The organism is Allobosea sp. 05T438, from assembly GCF_056396025.1.
This window is the reverse complement of sequence record NZ_JBFTKQ010000001.1, coordinates 693,487-710,022: the sequence shown is the minus strand read 5'-3', so window position 1 is coordinate 710,022 and position 16,536 is coordinate 693,487. Positions and strand designations below refer to the sequence as shown.

Genomic DNA, 16,536 nt, shown 5'->3' with positions numbered 1-16,536 from the left:
TCAGAGCGGCGCCGGAACTGCCTGCGTTATGGGTTGCTCATCGCGAAGCAGCGGCAATAGCTGCGAGCCCTGGCGCTCGATCTCGGCGAGATAGGGCGTGTCGGACAGAATGAACTTGGTGATCCCGAGATCGCGATACTTCTTCAGCGACTGGGCGACGTCCGCGGCCGAGCCGACAAGCCAGGTCGTCCCCGCGCCGCCTCCGCCGAATTTGCCCGGCGCGGTGTAGAGATTGTCGTCGAGCACCTCGCCGCGCTGATGCAGGTCGAGCAGACGTTGCTGGCCGACGGCCACCGCGCGCTGATGGTCATTCCAGCCTGCGCCCCGGCTTTTGGCCATCGCCGCGACCTTGGCCTCCGCGTCGGCCCAGGCTTGCTCCGTCGTGTCGCGGACGAGCGTCGTGATGCGGAGCCCGAACTGCAGCGGTGGAAGCTCCCGGCCGAGCCGATGGCCGAGCGATTTGAGACGTTCGATCCGCAGCGCGATCTCGGCGAGCGGCTCGCCCCAGAAGAGCTGGACATCGGCATCGGTCGCAGCGACGCGCTCAGCCGCTTCCGACGCGCCGCCGAAATAGAGCTTGGGATGCACCCTGCCTTCCCGAGGCTGCACTCTGGGTACGACGGTCGAGTTCGTGACCGAAAAATACTGCCCGCGAAAACTGACGGCTTCCTCGGTCCAGAGCTTGCGAACCAGCTGCATGAACTCCCTGGTCCGGGCGTAGCGCTGTGACTGATCGCCTTCCTCGTCTCCGTATGCGGCGAGGTCGTCCTGTCCCGATACGATATTGATCCGCACGCGACCTCCGCTCAGATGGTCGAGCGTCGCCGCGGCCGAGGCCAGATTGGCGGGCCGCCAATAACCCGGGCGGATCGCAATCAGCGGTTCGAACGTCTTCGTTCGTGCGGCCAGAGAGGTCGCGACGGTAAAGGTATCGGGCCGCCCCCAGCCGGTGCCGATAAGGGCGCCTTTCCACCCGAACCGTTCCAGCGCGAGCGCATGGCTGGTCAGGGTATCGAGGCTGTTGTGGTCGTGGGTGGCGGAATCGCCACGATGACCGGGCTTAACATCGTTTGGGATGTACCAGAGAAATTCGCAGGCTTCCGTCATGGGGTCCGGCTATCGATATCTATTTACATTCAGGCGCAAATCGCCTCTGTAAAAACTTTTACTCTGATAACAACAGAATTAACGTTTTGAATTGCGATAATAACGAAGAATATGTCCTCTGATATCTGGTCGTCTGTGGGTGTTTCCTCTCTTGTCGCCGCTTTTATTTTCGGAGCCTCTGCTGACGGTGGACCGTTCATGCATTGGTCACGGGCAAGTGTCAGGGCGCCGGCCAGATTCATCTTCGAAGGGAGAGCCTGCACGAGAGCGTTCGACGGCATTGTCGCGTGACGGTGCCGCTTCGGCCTGGGCATAAGGTGGTCGTTTTGGCTGGTCGTTGCCAATAGAATTACCGATTTCATTCGGTGTAATATTGAGTGAATGTGCCGCCTCTGAGGAGTGAATAAAGGTATATTTATCTCTCCGGGGCGAAGGGTACTGATATATCGTCATAAAGCTTGTCGATTTTGGCATAGATATTTGATTTTCAATACTTATTTGAAATGCGTTTCTCTTGACCCCTTGCGCGCCGAAGCGGCATCGTCTGCGGCGGTAACTGCGGCACGGCGAGGCTGTCCGCAGGCTTTACGAACGAGGTCCGCGATGTCCGCAAACGCCCGCCAGCTGACGCTGAATCTGTTCATCTATCCAGGCGGTCACCACGAGGCCGCCTGGCGCTATCCCGCTTCCGAGCCGAAGCGCGTGCTCGACATCACCTATTATCAGGAGCTCGCGCGCCGGGCCGAGGCCGCCAGGTTCGACGCAATTTTCTTTGCGGACGGTCCTTCGCTGCCGGAGAACGTCCGGTACTCGTCGCGGGTGCGCTTCGAACCCCTGACATGGTTGTCCGCCATCGCGGCAGTGACCGAGAGGATCGGGCTGATCGCAACCTCCTCGACGACCTATAACGAGCCCTACAATCTCGCCCGGCTCTTCGCCTCGCTCGATCATCTCTCCAACGGGCGTGCCGGCTGGAACATCGTCACGACCAGCGATGCCGGCGCCGCGCAGAATTTCGGCTTGCCCGAGCACCCGCCACATGGCGAGCGTTATGAGAAGGCGCGCGAATTCCTCGATGTCGTCAGCAAGCTCTGGGACAGCTGGGAGGATGAGGCCTTCGTCGCCGATCCAGAGAGCGGCGTCTTCGCGGATGGGGACAAGGTCCATCGGATCGATCATGTCGGCCGGCATTATCGGGTGAGGGGGCCGCTCAACGTCTCGCGGTCGCCACAGGGCCGGCCGGTCTATGTGCAGGCCGGTTCCTCGGAAGACGGTCGTTCCTTCGCTGCCCAGTTCGCCGAAGCGATCTTCACCGCGCATCAGACGCTGGCCAGCGCGCAGGAATTCTACCGGGATATCAAGGCGCGCGCCGTCGCGCTCGGCCGCCGGCCGGAGCATATCCGGGTCCTGCCCGGTATCAGCCCCTTCCTCGGCTCGACGCAGGCCGAAGCCGAGAGGCTGGAGGATGAGATCAACGAACTCATCCAGCCGGCGGCTTCGCTCGAGCAGCTCAAGCGCATGATCGGCCTCGACCTGACCGGCTTCGATCTCGACGGCCCGTTTCCGCGGCACCTCGTCGACACGAGCGGGCCGAAAGGCGTCGCCAGCCGCTTCCAGCTGATCGTCGACATCGTCGACCGCGAGAGCCCGACCATTCGCCAGCTCATCCGTCGCCTGGCCGGCGCGCGCGGGCATCGCGTCGTGGTCGGGACGCCGGACCATGTCGCCGACGAGATCCAGACATGGTTCGAGCAGGGCGCCGCGGACGGCTTCAACGTGATGCCGCCCTATCTCACCGGAGGTTTCGACACGTTCGTCTCCGAGGTGGTTCCGATCCTGCGAAAACGCGGCCTGTTCCGGCAGGAGTATTCCGGCTCGACGCTGCGCGAACACTATGGCCTCCCGCGCCCGGAGAGCGTCTTCGCAGCGGATCAGCGCCAGAGCGCTTGAGCCGTCACTGCGGACCAAGGGACAAAAGGCCCGGATGCACTGGCATCCGGGCCTTGCTGTTTCTCGGATGGGTTCGCTTGGCCCGTCAGGCCGCAGGCTCCGCGCGACGAGGGGAGGGGGAAAGCCCTCAGGCGACCCGGCGCAGATCGGCATCGGTGACGCCGAGGCTGCGCAGCAGTTTCGTGCGGACCTCGGCGAAGCGCACCTCGCGGGCCGCATGCTCTTCCGGGAGCGCGATCGGCTGATCGATGATGAAGCGGCCCTGATCCAGGACGAGCACGCGCTGTGCGAGGTGGATGGCCTCGTCGACATCATGCGTGACGAGCAGCACGGCCGGGCGGTGCCTCGCGACGAGATCGAGCAGCAGGGCCTGCATGCGCAGCCGCGTCAGCGCGTCGAGCGCGCCGAAGGGCTCGTCGAGCAGCAGCAGATCCGGTGAGCGCACCAGCGAGCGGGCCAGCGCCGCGCGTTGCTGCTCGCCGCCGGAGAGCTGGGTGGGCCAGGCTTCGACCCGCTGGGTCAGCCCGACCTCTTCAAGCGCAGCCAGCGCGCGCTCGCGCGGCCGCTCGCCCTTCAGGCCGAGCTCGACATTGTCGAGGACACGTTTCCAAGGCAGCAGCCGCGCATCCTGAAAGACGACGGACACGGCGTCCGGCGTGTCGTAGGTGCCTTCGCCGGGTACGCCGTGGTCGAGACCGGCTAGCGCGCGCAGGAACGTGCTCTTGCCCGAACCGGAGCGCCCGAGAAGGGCAACGGACTCGCCGCGCCCGATGGTCAGGTCGACGCGGTCGAGGATGGTGCGCGTGCCGTAGCGGCGGGTCAGGCCGCGCACGTCGACGACGGGGCGAGCGATCAGTCCGCGAGGATCTTGCGCCACGGAAGGGCCTTTCGCGTGATAAGGCGCACGAGCCAGTCGGAGCTCAGCCCCAGGGCGGCGTAGACTGCGAGGCACAGGATAATGACCTCCGTCTGCCCATAGGTGCGCGCGAGGTTGATCATGTAGCCGAGGCCGCTCGTGGCGTTGACCTGCTCGACGACGACCAGTGCAAGCCAGGAATAGGTCACGCCGAAGCGGAGCCCGAGCAGGAAGCCGGGCAGGGCGGCGGGCAGCACGACGTGGCGCAGGAACTGCCAGTTGCTCAGGTCAAGCGTCTCTGCCAGCTCGATGTAGCGCGCATCCGTCGAGCGCAGCCCGTCATGGGTCTGGATGTAGATCGGCGCGAAGGTGATCAGCGCGATCGTCAGGATCTTCATCGGCTCGCCGATGCCGAACCAGAGCATCAGCAGCGGGATCAGGGCAAGTGCCGGAATTGCGCGCTTGATCTGGATCGGGCCGTCGACGAGGTATTCGCCGATGCGGCTCAACCCGGCGACGATACCAAGCGAAGCGCCAGCGACGATGCCCCAGAAAAGCCCCCAAAAGGAACGTTGAAACGAGGTCCAGAGGTTCTCCTGCAAGCGCCCGTCGGCGATGAGCTCATAGCCGGTCGTCACGACGGTCCAGGGCGGCGAGAGGATGCGGTCGTCGATCGCGCCGGTGGCACTCCCGGCGCTCCAGAGCACCAGCAGCAGCACGGGCCCGAGCGCGGGACCAAAGCGCCAGACCGGTCCCGGTCCAAGCTTGCGCTTGCGCCTGGCCCCGTGGCCGGTGGAACCGGTACCGTGCGACCGACCGAGGACGCGGAAGAGCAAAGCGCGCGGCCGGGCCGAGCGGAGAGCGCTGCCTTCGATCGAGAGGTCCGCCATCGTACTACTCCCCGTCGCGGTAGGCTTTGCCGGCGACCGTCTCGAAACGGCGGTCGAACAGAGTTCCAGCCTTGAACGGCGGCTTTTTCAGCTCCTCCGCAAGCAGGTCGACGGTTTCCTGCAGGCGTTCGGTGGCGGCGACCCAGTCGAGCGGGACGTCAGGGCTGCCGTTCGACTGGACCAGGAAGCGACCGGCGTCTTCCTTGAGGCCCTGGTCCTTGACGTAGTAGCCCTTGATCCACTCGTCCGGATGCGTCTCGATCCATTTCGTCGCGCGGCCCCACGCCGCGACATAGGCGCGGATCGCCGCCGCCTTGTCGGCATCCTCCAGCGATGTCTTGGCAACGTAGAGGAAGGACGGATCGTCGCGCAGTGCATGCGCCAGAACCTTCGCGCCGTCGCGCTCATAGTTCTGGGCGAAGCGCTGCTTGTTCGCCTCGGCGATCGGCGCGGCATCGACGAGCTTGCTGGCGAGCGCGTTGACATAGGTGTCGCCGACGCTCGGCAGTTCGATCAGGTTGACGTCGCTTCGTTCGAGCTTGAGCTTCTTCAGCACGCGCAGGACGAGGGCGCCCTGAGCCTGACCGGGGCTGAAGGCAATCTTGCGGCCCTTGATCTCCTCGAGCCTCGCGATACCGGAGCCGGGAGCGGTTGCGATGACGTAGATCGGGTTGGCCACCGGATCCAGCCTGTATTTCGTCGCCACGATCCGCGTCTCGAGCCCGGTCCAGCGGGCATGGATCGGCGGGATGTCCGCGACAGAGCCGACATCGAGCGCCTTCGCCCGGAAGGCCTCGATGGTCTGCGGGCCGCCGGAGATGTTGGCCCATTCGACTTTGAATGGCAGCTTCGCGAGTTCGCCTGACAGCGTCAGCGCGACACGCGTCTGCGGGTCGCCGATCACGAGCTTGGTTCCCGGCGCGATGGCCTCCGGAATCGGCGCATCGTCAGCGAGCGGCGCGGCGCTCGCCATCGGAGAGAAGGCGATTACGGCTAGGACGGCTGCAACGGCGCGATTGATGGGGCGCAGTGCCATGTTTCGGCTTTCGGATACGGAAATGACAGCCATGAGCATGTGCACTACGGGGGTATTAGTCTATAGAATTGATATTCTAATATGCCGGCGCCTGGGAATGGTTTGGGCCGCGGCCGAGCCGCCGCAAGGAAGGGCTTTCCTGCTTCCGGGGCATCAGAAAAGCCCAGGTTAGGGAGCGGCGTCCCTTTGAGTGCGTGGGCCCTGGCAGTCAGCGCCTTCGTAGCCTGCCGGATTGTGCGAGGAGAGCGTACGGGCGTTGCGTCAATAGCGGCCGAGATTCTGGCGAAGTGTCGGGGCGGAGGCACCCCCGACATCGAACAGGGCCGTCGCCGAGCGCAGCGCGAACTCGTCGACGATCACTTTCGTCTTGGCCGCGGTGACGGCCGCCTGATGGAAAAGCGCGGCTAGCCCGTCAATCGGCCGGGTCGGTGCCGGGCACTGCGGCGGCGGCGTCAATCGCGCCACTTACGGGGGGCGTCTGGCGCTCGAAATAATCGATCGATTTGAAAATCTTGAACGCCGTCGGAGGTTCAAGAAAGATTGTGGTAGCGGGAGAGGGACTTGAACCCCCGACACGCGGATTATGATTCCGCTGCTCTAACCAGCTGAGCTACCCCGCCACGGACATCGTAGCCGGCTGGGCCGGCCCGTCGTCGAGGCGCGGTATATGCGCCGCGACATGGTCGCGTCAAGCCTTGGATCGCGAGTTATCAGCAGAAGCGAGCTTGCGTAGGCGGACGACCTTGAAATAGCCGCGCCCGACATGGACGGTTTCGTAGCGGCCCGTCGCCTTCGCCCAGTCCGTCAGACGGCTGACCTTGAAGTCGGAACTCCAGCCGACCGCCTTCGACAGGGGAGCGACGGCGCTCCAGAACGGCGCGAGGAGGCCGCCGTCATCGACGAGGCGGCTCGAGATGATGATCTCGCCGCCCGGCTTCAGGACGCGGTCCATCTCGGTCAGCGCCTGATCTGGATCGGGCACGAGGGTGATGACGAATTGCGCGGTCACGGCATCGAAACGCTCGTCGCCGAAGCCGAGGCGGCAGGCGTCCATCACCATCAGCCCGTGGACATGCCGCAGATTCTGGCTGGCGACCTTGCGATGCGCCACCTTGAGCATGTCGAGCGAGAGATCCGCGCCGAGGACGCGCGTTTCCGGCGTGAAATACGACAGGGTGAGGCCGGTGCCGACACCGATTTCCAGGATGTCCGAACCGCAGGCACAGGCCGCGGCGACCGCCTCGCGCTGCGGGCGTGCCAGCATGCGCTGATAGATCCGGTCGTAGAACTTGGCCCAGGTCGCATAGACGCGCTTCTGGGTGTCGAGATGGTCTGTCACCGGCATGGTAGGAAATCCGAGCGGAAAGGCGGGAGCCTGTCAGGACAGGGCGAGCGCCGCGGGCGCGGCGGTGGCCGGGATGGCGAGAGGCCGGCGCAGGATGGTGCCGCCGCCGAGCACGCGAGAGCCCGGGCCGGCATTGGCGTAGATCACGCAGGCCTGGCCGGGCGACACGCCTTCCTCGTCACCGGCAAGCTCGATGCGCAGGCCCTCCGCATCGCGGAAGAGGCGGGCTTCGCGCGGCGCGCGGGTCGAGCGGACGCGCACCGCGACGTCGAGACCTTCCGGTGGCAGAGCATCGAGCGTGGTTTCGCCGAGCCAGTTGAGATCGCGCAGCCGGACCTCGCGCACGCTCAGCGCCTCGCGCGGGCCGACGATGACGCGCGCGGTGTCGGCATCGAGACGCAGCACATAGAGCGGCTCGGCCGCGCTGAGCCGCAAGCCCTTGCGCTGGCCGACGGTGTAGTGGAGCACGCCCTCATGGTGGCCGAGGACACGCCCGTCGAGGTGGACGATGTCGCCGGGCCGGGCGGCGCCGGGTTTCAGCCTCTCGATGACATCGGCATAGCGGCCGTTCGGCACGAAGCAGATGTCCTGGCTGTCGGGCTTGTCGGCGATGGCGAGGCCGAGCTCGGCGGCGAGCGCGCGGGTCTGGGTCTTGTCGATATGGCCGAGCGGGAAGCGCAGCAGGTCGAGTTGCTCCTGCGTCGTCGCGTAGAGGAAGTAGCTCTGGTCCCTGCTGGCGTCGGCGGCGCGGAACAGGCCGCGATGGCCATTGCCGAGGTCGCGGCTGACGACATAGTGGCCCGTTGCCAGCGCGTCGGCGCCGAGCTCCTTGGCGAGATCGAGCAGGTCGCGGAACTTCACCGTGCGGTTGCACTCCACGCAGGGGATCGGCGTCTCGCCAGCGAGATAGCTCTCGGCGAAGCGCTCGATGACGGCGTCGCGGAAGCGGCTTTCGTAGTCGAGGACGTAATGCGGGATGCCGATCGCCTCGGCGACGCGGCGCGCGTCATGGATGTCCTGCCCGGCGCAGCAGGCGCCGGCGCGGTGGACGGCGGCGCCGTGATCGTAGAGCTGAAGCGTGACGCCAATGACGTCATAGCCCTCGCGCTTGAGCAGGGCGGCGACCACCGAAGAGTCGACGCCGCCCGACATCGCTGCGACGACGCGCGTGGCCGCGGGCGGCTTGGCGATGTCGAGAGAGTTGCGGGGTGTGGTCATCGTCTGCGGAGGCGTCCGTGGCTCGAAACTGCGATCTTTGTGCGTCTGCGGGCTCTATACCGGCTTTGGCCGCATGCTGCCAGCAGGATCGGCAAATCCTGCCGGCTTGCGGTCCCTGCATCGGCGTTTCTTGCCGTCGGCGGTTGCTATCATCGCGCTAACATATTGATTCCGAAGTACTTTGGTCTGGCGCGCAACTTGCTGGCAACGGGCGGGTGCGTTGTTGCCCGCACCGCGGAACCGTTCATGTCGATCCAGCCCGTCTTCAGCAATCAGCGAGCTCCCGAGGCTCCCGCTTCGCGCCGTCGCGCCGAGGGCGGGGAGGGAGAGGCCTTTACTCTGCCCGAGCTGCAGGACGAGAGCGACGCCGGGGCGGAAAAGGGCACGAGCACCAAGACAACCGACAAGACCGGTGCGGTCGAAGAGGCGGTTGCCGCGGCTGCGGCCTCCCAGGCCGAGAAGATTTCGGCGACGGCGACCGGAAAGGGCGAGCTTGCCGTGAAGCCGGGCGATGTCGTTGCCAAGCCGTCCAAGCCCCAGCAGGCGGGAACGCAGGCGGATGCTCCCGCTCCCGCCACCGGGATCGATTTCCTGATCGCGATGGCAGCTGCGCAGGCCGAAGCTGCCGCGGTTCAGGGCGGTGAGGGAAAGCCGAAGGCGGATGGCCAGGCGAAACCCACCGAAGACGAGCAGAAACCGACCAAAGCCAAGACGGACGATGGCTCGGCTGACGCGGCAAACCCAGTGCCCGGTGCGGATCAGATCAAAGCCGTTGCCGAGCCCCCTCATCCCGTCGCGATAGCGACGCTTGCATTGCCGGTTCCGGCCTCTGCTGCCGGAGGAGGCGCGCCGCAGTCTGCGAATGCATCTGCGATTGCCGTGGGAGATGGAGCGAAGCCGCAGGCGCTGCCGCTTCCCGGCTTTGCCAAGGCTGACGCGAATTCGGCGAAGGCCGCCGAAACGGTCGCGGCCGAGGATGCGGCGCCGGTGGACGGCAAGGCACTGCCGACGGCAGGCCATGTCGCCGAGATCAAGGGTACGGAAGAGAAGGCGCTTGTTGGCGCGGCCTCGAAGGCTGACGGAGCGCCGCCTGCGGCCGATCCGAAGCTGTTCGACAGCTTGCAGCAGGCGCTCGGCCCTCTCGATCTCTCGACCATGCTGCAGCAGGCGTCCGGCAAGCCGGCCCATGACCGCCTTGTCCAGCCATTCGATCCGAACCTGGCGGCGAACGGAGCCACGCCTGCTCAAGGTCAGGGCGTCGCGAGCGGCCAGCCGACGCCGGTCCATATGGTGCCGATCGAGATCGGCATGCGCGCGATGTCGGGTTCAAGGCAGTTCGACATCCGCCTCGATCCGGACGAGCTCGGACGGGTCGACGTCAATCTGTCGATTTCCGACAAGGGCGAGGTCAGCGCCAGGCTGGTCGTCGACCGGGTCGAAACCCTGCATCTCCTGCAACGCGACGCCCGCACGCTAGAGCGCGCCTTCGAGCAGGCGGGTCTGAAGCCGTCGGACGGCGGCGTCGACATCAGCCTGCGCGATCCCTCCGATCAGTCGGCCTTCCGTCAGAACCGCCAGCATGACGAGGCGCCGCAACGTCCGCGTGTGCCGCAAGGCAATGAGCGGACCGACGAGGCTGCCCTTTCCACCGACCCCGCCCCGCAGCGCCGCCTCGTGCGGCTCGGCGGCGTCGATCTCAGCATCTGAGCAAGGACAAGAGCCATGGCTGTTTCCGGGACAAGCGGCACGTCCGGCACATCGACCACCAGCAACAGCACGGTCACCGGCGGCACGACCGGGATCGCGAACAACTTCGACCAGTTCCTGACGCTGCTGACGACGCAGCTCAAGAACCAGTCGCCGCTCGATCCGCTCGACACCAACCAGTTCACGGCCCAGCTCGTTCAGTTCGCCGGCGTCGAGCAGCAGCTCAAGACCAATGAGACGCTGAGTTCGCTGCTCAGCCTGAACGCGGCCGGCACGGCGACCAATGCGGTCGGCTTCATCGGCGCCAAGATCACGGCCGATGGCGCCACCACAAGGCTGATCGACGGCAAGGCCGAGTGGAAGGTCAACATGGCTTCGGCGGGAACCGCGAACGTCACGATCAAGGATTCGAAGGGCAACGTCGTCCAGACCGCGACCAAGACGCTGGTCGCCGGTGACCAGTCCTATAGCTGGGACGGCACGACCTCGATCGGCTCCAAGGCGCCGGATGGCGAGTACACCATCACGATCGATGCGAAGAACGTGGCGGGTGAGTCCGTTACGGCCAAGACGCAGATCAGCGGTATCGTCGACGGCGTCGACTTCACCTCTTCGATCCCGATGCTGAAGATCGGCTCGATCAGCGTGCCGATCGACAAGGTGAAGAGCGTGGTGCGCAGCGAATGAGCCGGGGCGAATCAATCGTGGAGATACCGCACGATCGTTTTAGCCAATTTTTAAAGCCGGCCTACTATGCTGCCCTCAGTAGCTCTGTTGAGTTGTGTGAGAGTACCATGACCGAGCCATTGCGACCGCGGGTGAAGTACGTGATCGGACCGGACGGAAGTCCGCTGACGATCGCGGACCTTCCGCCGATGAATACAAGGCGCTGGGTCATCCGGCGGAAGGCAGAGGTGGTGGCCGCAGTGCGCGGCGGCCTGCTCAGCCTTGAGGAAGCCTGTCAGCGCTACACGTTGACGGTTGATGAGTTCCTGAGCTGGCAGATGTCGATCGACCAGCATGGCCTCGCTGGACTGCGGACGACCCGGATCCAGCACTACCGTCAGTAAGCCGCGGATAATTTCGTTTGTATTCAATGGCGTCGGTCCGGTCAGGACCGGCGCCTTTCGCGTTTGCGCGGCATGTCCGCATCGAAAGTTTAACAGGCCACTCCGAAAAATTAACGGACCGCTAACCATGCACTGGGAAAAACTTGCCTAGTGGGCCGGGGCGAGTGCGTCGCCCCTTCGATTCTGTGGAGCGGATGGCGGCGTGAACGGCCTGATCGAGCAATTCGCCAAATTCGGCGCGGCGCGGCTGGCGGCCATGCTGGCAGTGACGCTGGCGCTTGTCGGCTTCTTCGGCTTCGTGATGCTGAAGATGTCCCAGCCGGCGATGAGCGTGCTGTTCACGGATCTCTCCGGCCAGGATGTCAGCGCGATCCTCAAGGATCTCGACACGCGCGGCATCAAATACGAGCTGCGCGGCGACGGCCAGACCGTGCTCGTGCCCAAGGCCGACGTGCCGCGCTTGCGGCTCGACCTGGCCGGCAAGGGCATCCCGGCCGGCGGCGGCGTGGGCTACGAGATCTTCGACAAGGGCGACGCCTTCTCCTCGACCAGCTTCGTCCAGAACATCAACCATCTGCGTGCGCTCGAAGGCGAGCTCTCCCGCTCGATCCGCTCGATCAGCCGGGTGCAGGCGGCGCGCGTGCATCTCGTGATCCCCGAGCGGCGGCTGTTCGAGCGCGACCGCGAGCCGCCGCGTGCCTCGATCGCGCTCAAGCTCGCCGGTGACCTGGATGCCGCGCAGGTCCGCGCCGTGCGCCACCTCGTCGCCTCGGCCGTCGACGGGCTGAAGCCCGAGCGCGTCTCGATCGTCGACGAGCGCGGCCGCCTGCTCGCCGATGGCGCGCAGAGCGACCAGGGCCTGATCGGCCTCGGCATCGAGGAGCGCCAGACCGCGATCGAGAAGCGCATCAAGTCGCAGGTCGAGGATATCGTCGCCAGCGTCGTCGGCTACGGCCGGGCGCGCGTGCAGGTTTCCGCGGCGCTCGACACCAATCGCGTCGAGAGCCGCTCCGAAAGCTTCGACCCGGAAAGCCGTGTCCTGCGCTCCAGCCAGAACCGCACTGAGGCATCGACGACGAACGAGGGCGGCAACGGCGCCGTCACGGTCGGCAACGAGCTGCCCGGTGCCCAGCAAACGCAAGGCGCGCAACAGGCCCAGCGCGAGAATTCCTCGAAGAACGAGGAGGTGGCCAACTACGAGATCTCGCGCACGACCCGCACCGAGGTGCTGGAAGGCGGACGGGTCAAGAAGCTCTCGGTCGCCGTTCTCATCGATGGCAACTACAGCCGCAGCCCGGCCGGCGAGCTTTCCTATCAGCCGCGCAACGCAGAGGAGCTCGAGCGCATCGGCGAGCTGGTGCGGACCGCCGTCGGCTTCGACCAGGGCCGCGGCGACAAGGTCGAGGTGGTCAACCTGCGCTTCGCCGAGGCGCCCCCGCCGCCGAACGACCTGACCGAGCAGACGCTGATGCAGCAGCTGCTATCCTTCTCCCGGGAGGATCTCGTCCGCTTCGCCGAGCTCGGCGTGATCTCGCTGCTGACGCTGATCGTGCTGATGACCGTGGTGCGGCCGCTGCTGAAGCAGGTGCTGGCTTCCGACAACAGCAATGTCCGCGCGATCCCGTCCTTCATGCGCAATGGTGCGGTGCTGGCCGGGCCGGATGCGGCGACGGGCGATCCGGCCGGTGCTTCCGGCCGTGCCCTTGCCGCGGTCGGGCCCAATGGGGAGGTGCTGCAGGCCGAGGTCGAGATGCCGTCCGAGCGAATGCTCGCCGTCGCGCAGGTCAAGGGACAGCTCAAGGCGCAGTCGGTGGAAAAGATCGGGGCGCTGGTCGCGCAGAACCCGGCCGACTCGGTCGCGGTGCTGCGCAGCTGGATCCACGAGAAAGTCCCGGCGTGACGGGGCGCTGAACCATGGCCGAGAACCGATCCATCGCAACGCGCGGCACTTCCCTCGATGACGCCATCGAGGGCGGCGGCTTCGGCGTGACAACGGTCGCCGAGATGAGCGGCCCGCAGCGCGCCGCCGTCATCCTGCTGGTGCTGGGCGAGGAGCACGGCCGCGCCATCTGGCAGCAGTTCGACGACGACGAGATCCGGATCATCACGCGCGCCATGGCCGAGCTCGGCACTGTCGATGCGGACGAGGTCGAGCGCCTGATGCTCGATTTCGTCGGCAAGCTCTCGAGCGCCGGCGCCATCACGGGCTCCTTCGACCGCACGATCTCGCTGCTCGAGAAGATCCTGCCGACGGATCAGGTGGCGCTGATCATGGAGGAGATCCGGGGGCCTGCCGGCCGCAACATGTGGCAGAAGCTCGGCAATATCGACGCGGTGGTGCTCGCGAATTTCCTCAAGAACGAATACCCGCAGACGATCGCCGTGATCCTGTCGAAAATCCGGCCCGACCATTCCGCGAACGTGCTGCGCAACCTGCCGAACGACCTGTCGATCGAGGTGGTCGGTCGCATGCTGCGGCTCGAATCGGTGCAGAAGGAGGCACTCGATCACATCGAGAACACCTTGCGGACCGAGTTCGTTTCGACGCTGACCCAGACGCGCCGGCGCGATCCGCATGAGATGATGGCCGAGATCTTCAACGGATTCGACCGGCAGACGGAGATCCGCTTCCTCTCGGCGCTCGACGCTTCGAACCAGGAATCGGCCGAGCGCATCCGGGCGCTCATGTTCACCTTCGAGGATCTGGGCAAGCTCGACCCTGCCGGGCTGCAAACGCTGATGCGCCAGGCCGACAAGGACACGCTGGCGCGCGCGTTGAAGGGGGCGAGCCAGTCGATGCGCGACTTCTTCTACGGCGCCATGTCGCAGCGCGCCGCGAAGAACATGCAGGACGACATGGAAGGTCTGGGGCCGCTGCGGCTCAAGGAGGTCGACGAGGCCCAGACCAAGCTGGTCCAGTTGACGAAGGATCTGGCGGAGAAGGGCGAGATCATCCTGTCCAAGGGCAATGCCGACGACGAACTGGTGTATTGAAATGACTTCCGCGACGAAATTCCTGTTTGGGACGGATTTCCGCGAAGGCGGCCGCAAGGCGGCCGGCGAAGCCGATCTCGCTGCGGCGCGGGCCGAGGGGTTCCGTGCGGGGCAGGAGCAGGCGCATCGGGAGGCGCAGACCCAGCTCGCCGGCCTGACCGGGCAGCTCGCCCGCTCCGCTGAGCGGCTCTTCGCACAGGAAGCGGCGCGGGCCGCGGCGATCGAGGAGCATGCGGCGCATGTCGCGCTTGTGACGGCGAAGGCTCTGGCGGGCGCTGCCCTGGCGGAGAAGCCGATGGCGGCGCTGGCGGGAGCCGTGCGCGAATGCCTGAACCATGCCCGGACGGCGCCGCATCTCGTCCTGCGCGTCAATGAGGCGATGGTCGAGCAGGCGGAGGAACTGACCCGCAAGCTCGCGGCCGAGCACGGCTTTGCCGGAAAGCTGATCGTGCTCGGACAAACCGACATCGTGCCCGGCGACGGGCGCATCGAATGGGCCGAGGGCGGTTTCGTCCTCGACAGCCAGCAGCTTTCGGCTCTGGTCGAACAGGCGGTTGCCCGCGTGTTCGGCCATGACCAGGCGCAACCATGAAAGTCTGAGCCATGAGCCAGGAGCGTGACCTCAACCTGCCGCCGCTGAACCAGGCCGACCTGTCCTTCGACCAGAACCAGGCCTCTGTCGCGCGGTCGGGCCCTGTCCCGGTCAAGACGGCCGAAGATCTGGAACAGGTCTTCGACGTGCCGGTCACGGTCTCGGCCGTGCTCGGCTCCTCGAAGGTCGCTGTGGGCGACCTGCTCCAGATCGTGCCGGGCGCGGTTCTGGAACTCGACCGGCGCGTCGGCGAGGCGATCGACATCTTCGTCAACGAGCGGCTGGTGGCACGCGGCGAAGTCGTCGTCGTCGAGGACCGGCTCGGCGTGACCATGACCGAAATCATCAAGGCGGACCGGTGAGAGCCGGCCCCGTCATCGTGAACAAGAACAGAAGGACCTGAGCCATGCGCCTCATCATCGCCGGCGGTCTCAAGGGACAGATCATCGCCGCGGCCAAGATCGCGATGTCGCACGGAGCGGCCGTGACCCACACCGAAGGGCTCGACCAGACGCTCGCGGTGCTGCGCGCTAAGGGCGCCGACCTGCTCATGATCGACGTCGTGCAGCCGATCGCGGCCTATGTCGCCGCGTTGGAGGCCGAGCGCATCCGCACGCCGATCATCGCCTGCGGCACCTCGACGGATGCGCGCGCGGCCGTCGCGGCGATCCAGGCCGGCGCACGCGAATATGTTCCGCTGCCGCCCGATCCGGAGCTGATCGCCGCGGTGCTGGAAGCGGTCGCGGCCGACCAGACCAGCCTGATCTGGCGTGACCCGGCGATGGAGCGTGTCGTCCAGCTCGCCTCGCAGATCGCGCGTTCGGAAGCGCCGGTCCTCGTCACCGGCGAGAGCGGCACCGGCAAGGAGGTGATCGCGCGCCATCTGCATCAGAAGTCGGGGCGGAAGGACCGGGCTTTCGTCGCGGTCAACTGCGCGGCCATCCCCGACAACCTGCTCGAATCCGAGCTGTTCGGCCATGAGAAGGGCGCCTTCACCGGCGCCATCGCCCGGCGCATCGGCAAGTTCGAGGAGGCCAATGGCGGCACGCTGCTGCTCGACGAGATCTCCGAGATGGATGTGCGCCTGCAGGCCAAGTTGCTGCGCGCCCTGCAGGAGAGGATGATCGATCGCGTCGGCGGCACGCAGCCGGTCAAGGTCGATATCCGCATCATCGCCACGTCCAACCGCAACCTCGCCGATGCGGTGCGCGACGGCCTGTTTCGCGAGGATCTGCTCTATCGCCTGAATGTGGTGCATCTGCGCCTGCCGGCGCTGCGCGAACGGCCGGGCGACGTCCTGGCGCTGGCCGAGCATTTCGCGAAGAAATATGCGGAGCTCAACGGCTTGCCGCCCCGGCCGATCGCCGCCGATGCGCGCAAGCTGCTGCTTGCCAACGCCTGGCGCGGCAACGTCCGCGAGCTGGAAAACACGATGCACCGGGCGGTGCTGCTGGCGAGCGGGCCGGAGATCGCCGCCAATGCCGTGATGACGCCGGAAGGCGAAGTCCTTTCTTCGGCGCCTGCGCGTGATCCGGCCGCGCGGGCGGCGCAGACTGCGGAAGCGATGACCCGGTCGCTGGTGGGGAACACCGTCGCGGATGTCGAGCGCGAGCTGATCCTCGATACGCTCGACCATTGCCTCGGTAATCGCACGCATGCGGCCAAGATCCTGGGGATCTCGATCCGCACCCTGCGCAACAAGTTGAGCGAATACACCTCCGCCGGCATCACCGTGGCGGAGCCGGGTCAGACGCGCATCAGCGCGGCCTGA

Annotated in this window: 16 protein-coding genes and 1 tRNA gene; 9 read left to right on the top strand and 8 right to left on the bottom strand. The window is 66.0% G+C overall.

Going from position 1 to position 16,536, the window contains the following annotated elements:
* Positions 1–1,107 (bottom strand): LLM class flavin-dependent oxidoreductase, encoded by a 1,107-nt coding sequence (locus tag AC1DIN_RS03485; RefSeq protein ID WP_476808676.1) that lies wholly within the window; start codon positions 1,105–1,107, stop codon positions 1–3.
* A gap of 603 nt (positions 1,108–1,710) precedes the next feature.
* On the opposite strand from AC1DIN_RS03485, the gene AC1DIN_RS03480 reads away from it, so the two are divergent.
* Entirely contained in the window at positions 1,711–3,057 is a 1,347-nt protein-coding gene (locus AC1DIN_RS03480; RefSeq protein ID WP_476808675.1) for an LLM class flavin-dependent oxidoreductase, read from the top strand.
* 127 nt (positions 3,058–3,184) lie between these two features.
* Here AC1DIN_RS03480 and AC1DIN_RS03475 read toward each other — a convergent pair whose 3' ends face one another.
* The 7 genes from AC1DIN_RS03475 to mnmA all read right to left on the bottom strand — a co-directional run bounded on the left by AC1DIN_RS03475 (position 3,185) and on the right by mnmA (position 8,402).
* On the bottom strand, positions 3,185–3,934 hold the full coding sequence (locus tag AC1DIN_RS03475) for an ABC transporter ATP-binding protein (RefSeq protein ID WP_476764995.1): 750 nt from the start codon (positions 3,932–3,934) through the stop codon (positions 3,185–3,187).
* Positions 3,910–4,803 carry an ABC transporter permease gene (locus tag AC1DIN_RS03470; protein ID WP_476808674.1) on the bottom strand — a complete coding sequence of 298 codons (894 nt, stop codon included), beginning with the start codon at positions 4,801–4,803 and terminating at the stop codon, positions 3,910–3,912. Before AC1DIN_RS03470 ends, AC1DIN_RS03475 begins: the two co-directional genes overlap by 25 nt.
* A gap of 4 nt (positions 4,804–4,807) precedes the next feature.
* Positions 4,808–5,839 (bottom strand): ABC transporter substrate-binding protein, encoded by a 1,032-nt coding sequence (locus AC1DIN_RS03465; RefSeq protein ID WP_476808673.1) that lies wholly within the window; start codon positions 5,837–5,839, stop codon positions 4,808–4,810.
* Positions 5,840–6,100: 261 nt separating this feature from the next.
* Positions 6,101–6,304 carry a hypothetical protein gene (locus AC1DIN_RS03460; protein WP_476808672.1) on the bottom strand — a complete coding sequence of 68 codons (204 nt, stop codon included), beginning with the start codon at positions 6,302–6,304 and terminating at the stop codon, positions 6,101–6,103.
* Between the two features lie 78 nt (positions 6,305–6,382).
* Positions 6,383–6,459 (bottom strand) — tRNA-Met (locus tag AC1DIN_RS03455).
* A gap of 68 nt (positions 6,460–6,527) precedes the next feature.
* Entirely contained in the window at positions 6,528–7,184 is a 657-nt protein-coding gene (locus tag AC1DIN_RS03450) for a class I SAM-dependent methyltransferase (RefSeq protein ID WP_441469964.1), read from the bottom strand.
* 33 nt (positions 7,185–7,217) lie between these two features.
* Positions 7,218–8,402 carry a tRNA 2-thiouridine(34) synthase MnmA gene (gene mnmA / locus AC1DIN_RS03445; RefSeq protein ID WP_476808671.1) on the bottom strand — a complete coding sequence of 395 codons (1,185 nt, stop codon included), beginning with the start codon at positions 8,400–8,402 and terminating at the stop codon, positions 7,218–7,220.
* 246 nt (positions 8,403–8,648) lie between these two features.
* Between mnmA and AC1DIN_RS03440 the strand changes: the two genes are divergently transcribed.
* From AC1DIN_RS03440 to flbD, 8 genes are all read left to right on the top strand, one after another.
* Complete coding sequence (locus tag AC1DIN_RS03440; RefSeq protein ID WP_476808670.1) at positions 8,649–10,109, top strand: flagellar hook-length control protein FliK; 1,461 nt, start codon at positions 8,649–8,651, stop codon at positions 10,107–10,109.
* A gap of 15 nt (positions 10,110–10,124) precedes the next feature.
* Entirely contained in the window at positions 10,125–10,796 is a 672-nt protein-coding gene (locus tag AC1DIN_RS03435) for a flagellar hook assembly protein FlgD (protein ID WP_441469961.1), read from the top strand.
* 107 nt (positions 10,797–10,903) lie between these two features.
* Complete coding sequence (gene sciP / locus AC1DIN_RS03430) at positions 10,904–11,179, top strand: CtrA inhibitor SciP (protein ID WP_038359348.1); 276 nt, start codon at positions 10,904–10,906, stop codon at positions 11,177–11,179.
* A gap of 202 nt (positions 11,180–11,381) precedes the next feature.
* The gene (gene fliF, locus AC1DIN_RS03425; protein WP_476808669.1) at positions 11,382–13,079 is read left to right on the top strand and encodes a flagellar basal-body MS-ring/collar protein FliF; all 1,698 of its coding nucleotides are present in this window, start codon (positions 11,382–11,384) and stop codon (positions 13,077–13,079) included.
* A gap of 104 nt (positions 13,080–13,183) precedes the next feature.
* Entirely contained in the window at positions 13,184–14,173 is a 990-nt protein-coding gene (gene fliG / locus AC1DIN_RS03420) for a flagellar motor switch protein FliG (protein ID WP_476808722.1), read from the top strand.
* Position 14,174: 1 nt separating this feature from the next.
* Entirely contained in the window at positions 14,175–14,765 is a 591-nt protein-coding gene (locus AC1DIN_RS03415; RefSeq protein WP_476808668.1) for a FliH/SctL family protein, read from the top strand.
* A gap of 11 nt (positions 14,766–14,776) precedes the next feature.
* Positions 14,777–15,127, top strand: coding sequence for a flagellar motor switch protein FliN (gene fliN / locus AC1DIN_RS03410; RefSeq protein ID WP_441469957.1), 351 nt, complete (start codon positions 14,777–14,779; stop codon positions 15,125–15,127).
* Between the two features lie 44 nt (positions 15,128–15,171).
* Positions 15,172–16,536: a sigma-54-dependent transcriptional regulator FlbD gene (gene flbD / locus AC1DIN_RS03405; RefSeq protein WP_441469956.1), complete on the top strand. Its 1,365-nt coding sequence runs from the start codon at positions 15,172–15,174 to the stop codon at positions 16,534–16,536.

What these genes read in the sequence shown, in the direction of transcription:
- AC1DIN_RS03485 (WP_476808676.1), bottom strand. Translation starts at nt 1,107, where the DNA reads ATGACGGAAGCCTGCGAATTTCTCTGGTACATCCCAAACGATGTTAAG.
- AC1DIN_RS03480 (WP_476808675.1), top strand. Translation starts at nt 1,711, where the DNA reads ATGTCCGCAAACGCCCGCCAGCTGACGCTGAATCTGTTCATCTATCCA.
- AC1DIN_RS03470 (WP_476808674.1), bottom strand. Translation starts at nt 4,803, where the DNA reads ATGGCGGACCTCTCGATCGAAGGCAGCGCTCTCCGCTCGGCCCGGCCG.
- AC1DIN_RS03465 (WP_476808673.1), bottom strand. Translation starts at nt 5,839, where the DNA reads ATGGCACTGCGCCCCATCAATCGCGCCGTTGCAGCCGTCCTAGCCGTA.
- AC1DIN_RS03450 (WP_441469964.1), bottom strand. Translation starts at nt 7,184, where the DNA reads ATGCCGGTGACAGACCATCTCGACACCCAGAAGCGCGTCTATGCGACC.
- mnmA (WP_476808671.1), bottom strand. Translation starts at nt 8,402, where the DNA reads ATGACCACACCCCGCAACTCTCTCGACATCGCCAAGCCGCCCGCGGCC.
- AC1DIN_RS03440 (WP_476808670.1), top strand. Translation starts at nt 8,649, where the DNA reads ATGTCGATCCAGCCCGTCTTCAGCAATCAGCGAGCTCCCGAGGCTCCC.
- AC1DIN_RS03435 (WP_441469961.1), top strand. Translation starts at nt 10,125, where the DNA reads ATGGCTGTTTCCGGGACAAGCGGCACGTCCGGCACATCGACCACCAGC.
- sciP (WP_038359348.1), top strand. Translation starts at nt 10,904, where the DNA reads ATGACCGAGCCATTGCGACCGCGGGTGAAGTACGTGATCGGACCGGAC.
- fliG (WP_476808722.1), top strand. Translation starts at nt 13,184, where the DNA reads ATGAGCGGCCCGCAGCGCGCCGCCGTCATCCTGCTGGTGCTGGGCGAG.
- AC1DIN_RS03415 (WP_476808668.1), top strand. Translation starts at nt 14,175, where the DNA reads ATGACTTCCGCGACGAAATTCCTGTTTGGGACGGATTTCCGCGAAGGC.
- fliN (WP_441469957.1), top strand. Translation starts at nt 14,777, where the DNA reads ATGAGCCAGGAGCGTGACCTCAACCTGCCGCCGCTGAACCAGGCCGAC.
- flbD (WP_441469956.1), top strand. Translation starts at nt 15,172, where the DNA reads ATGCGCCTCATCATCGCCGGCGGTCTCAAGGGACAGATCATCGCCGCG.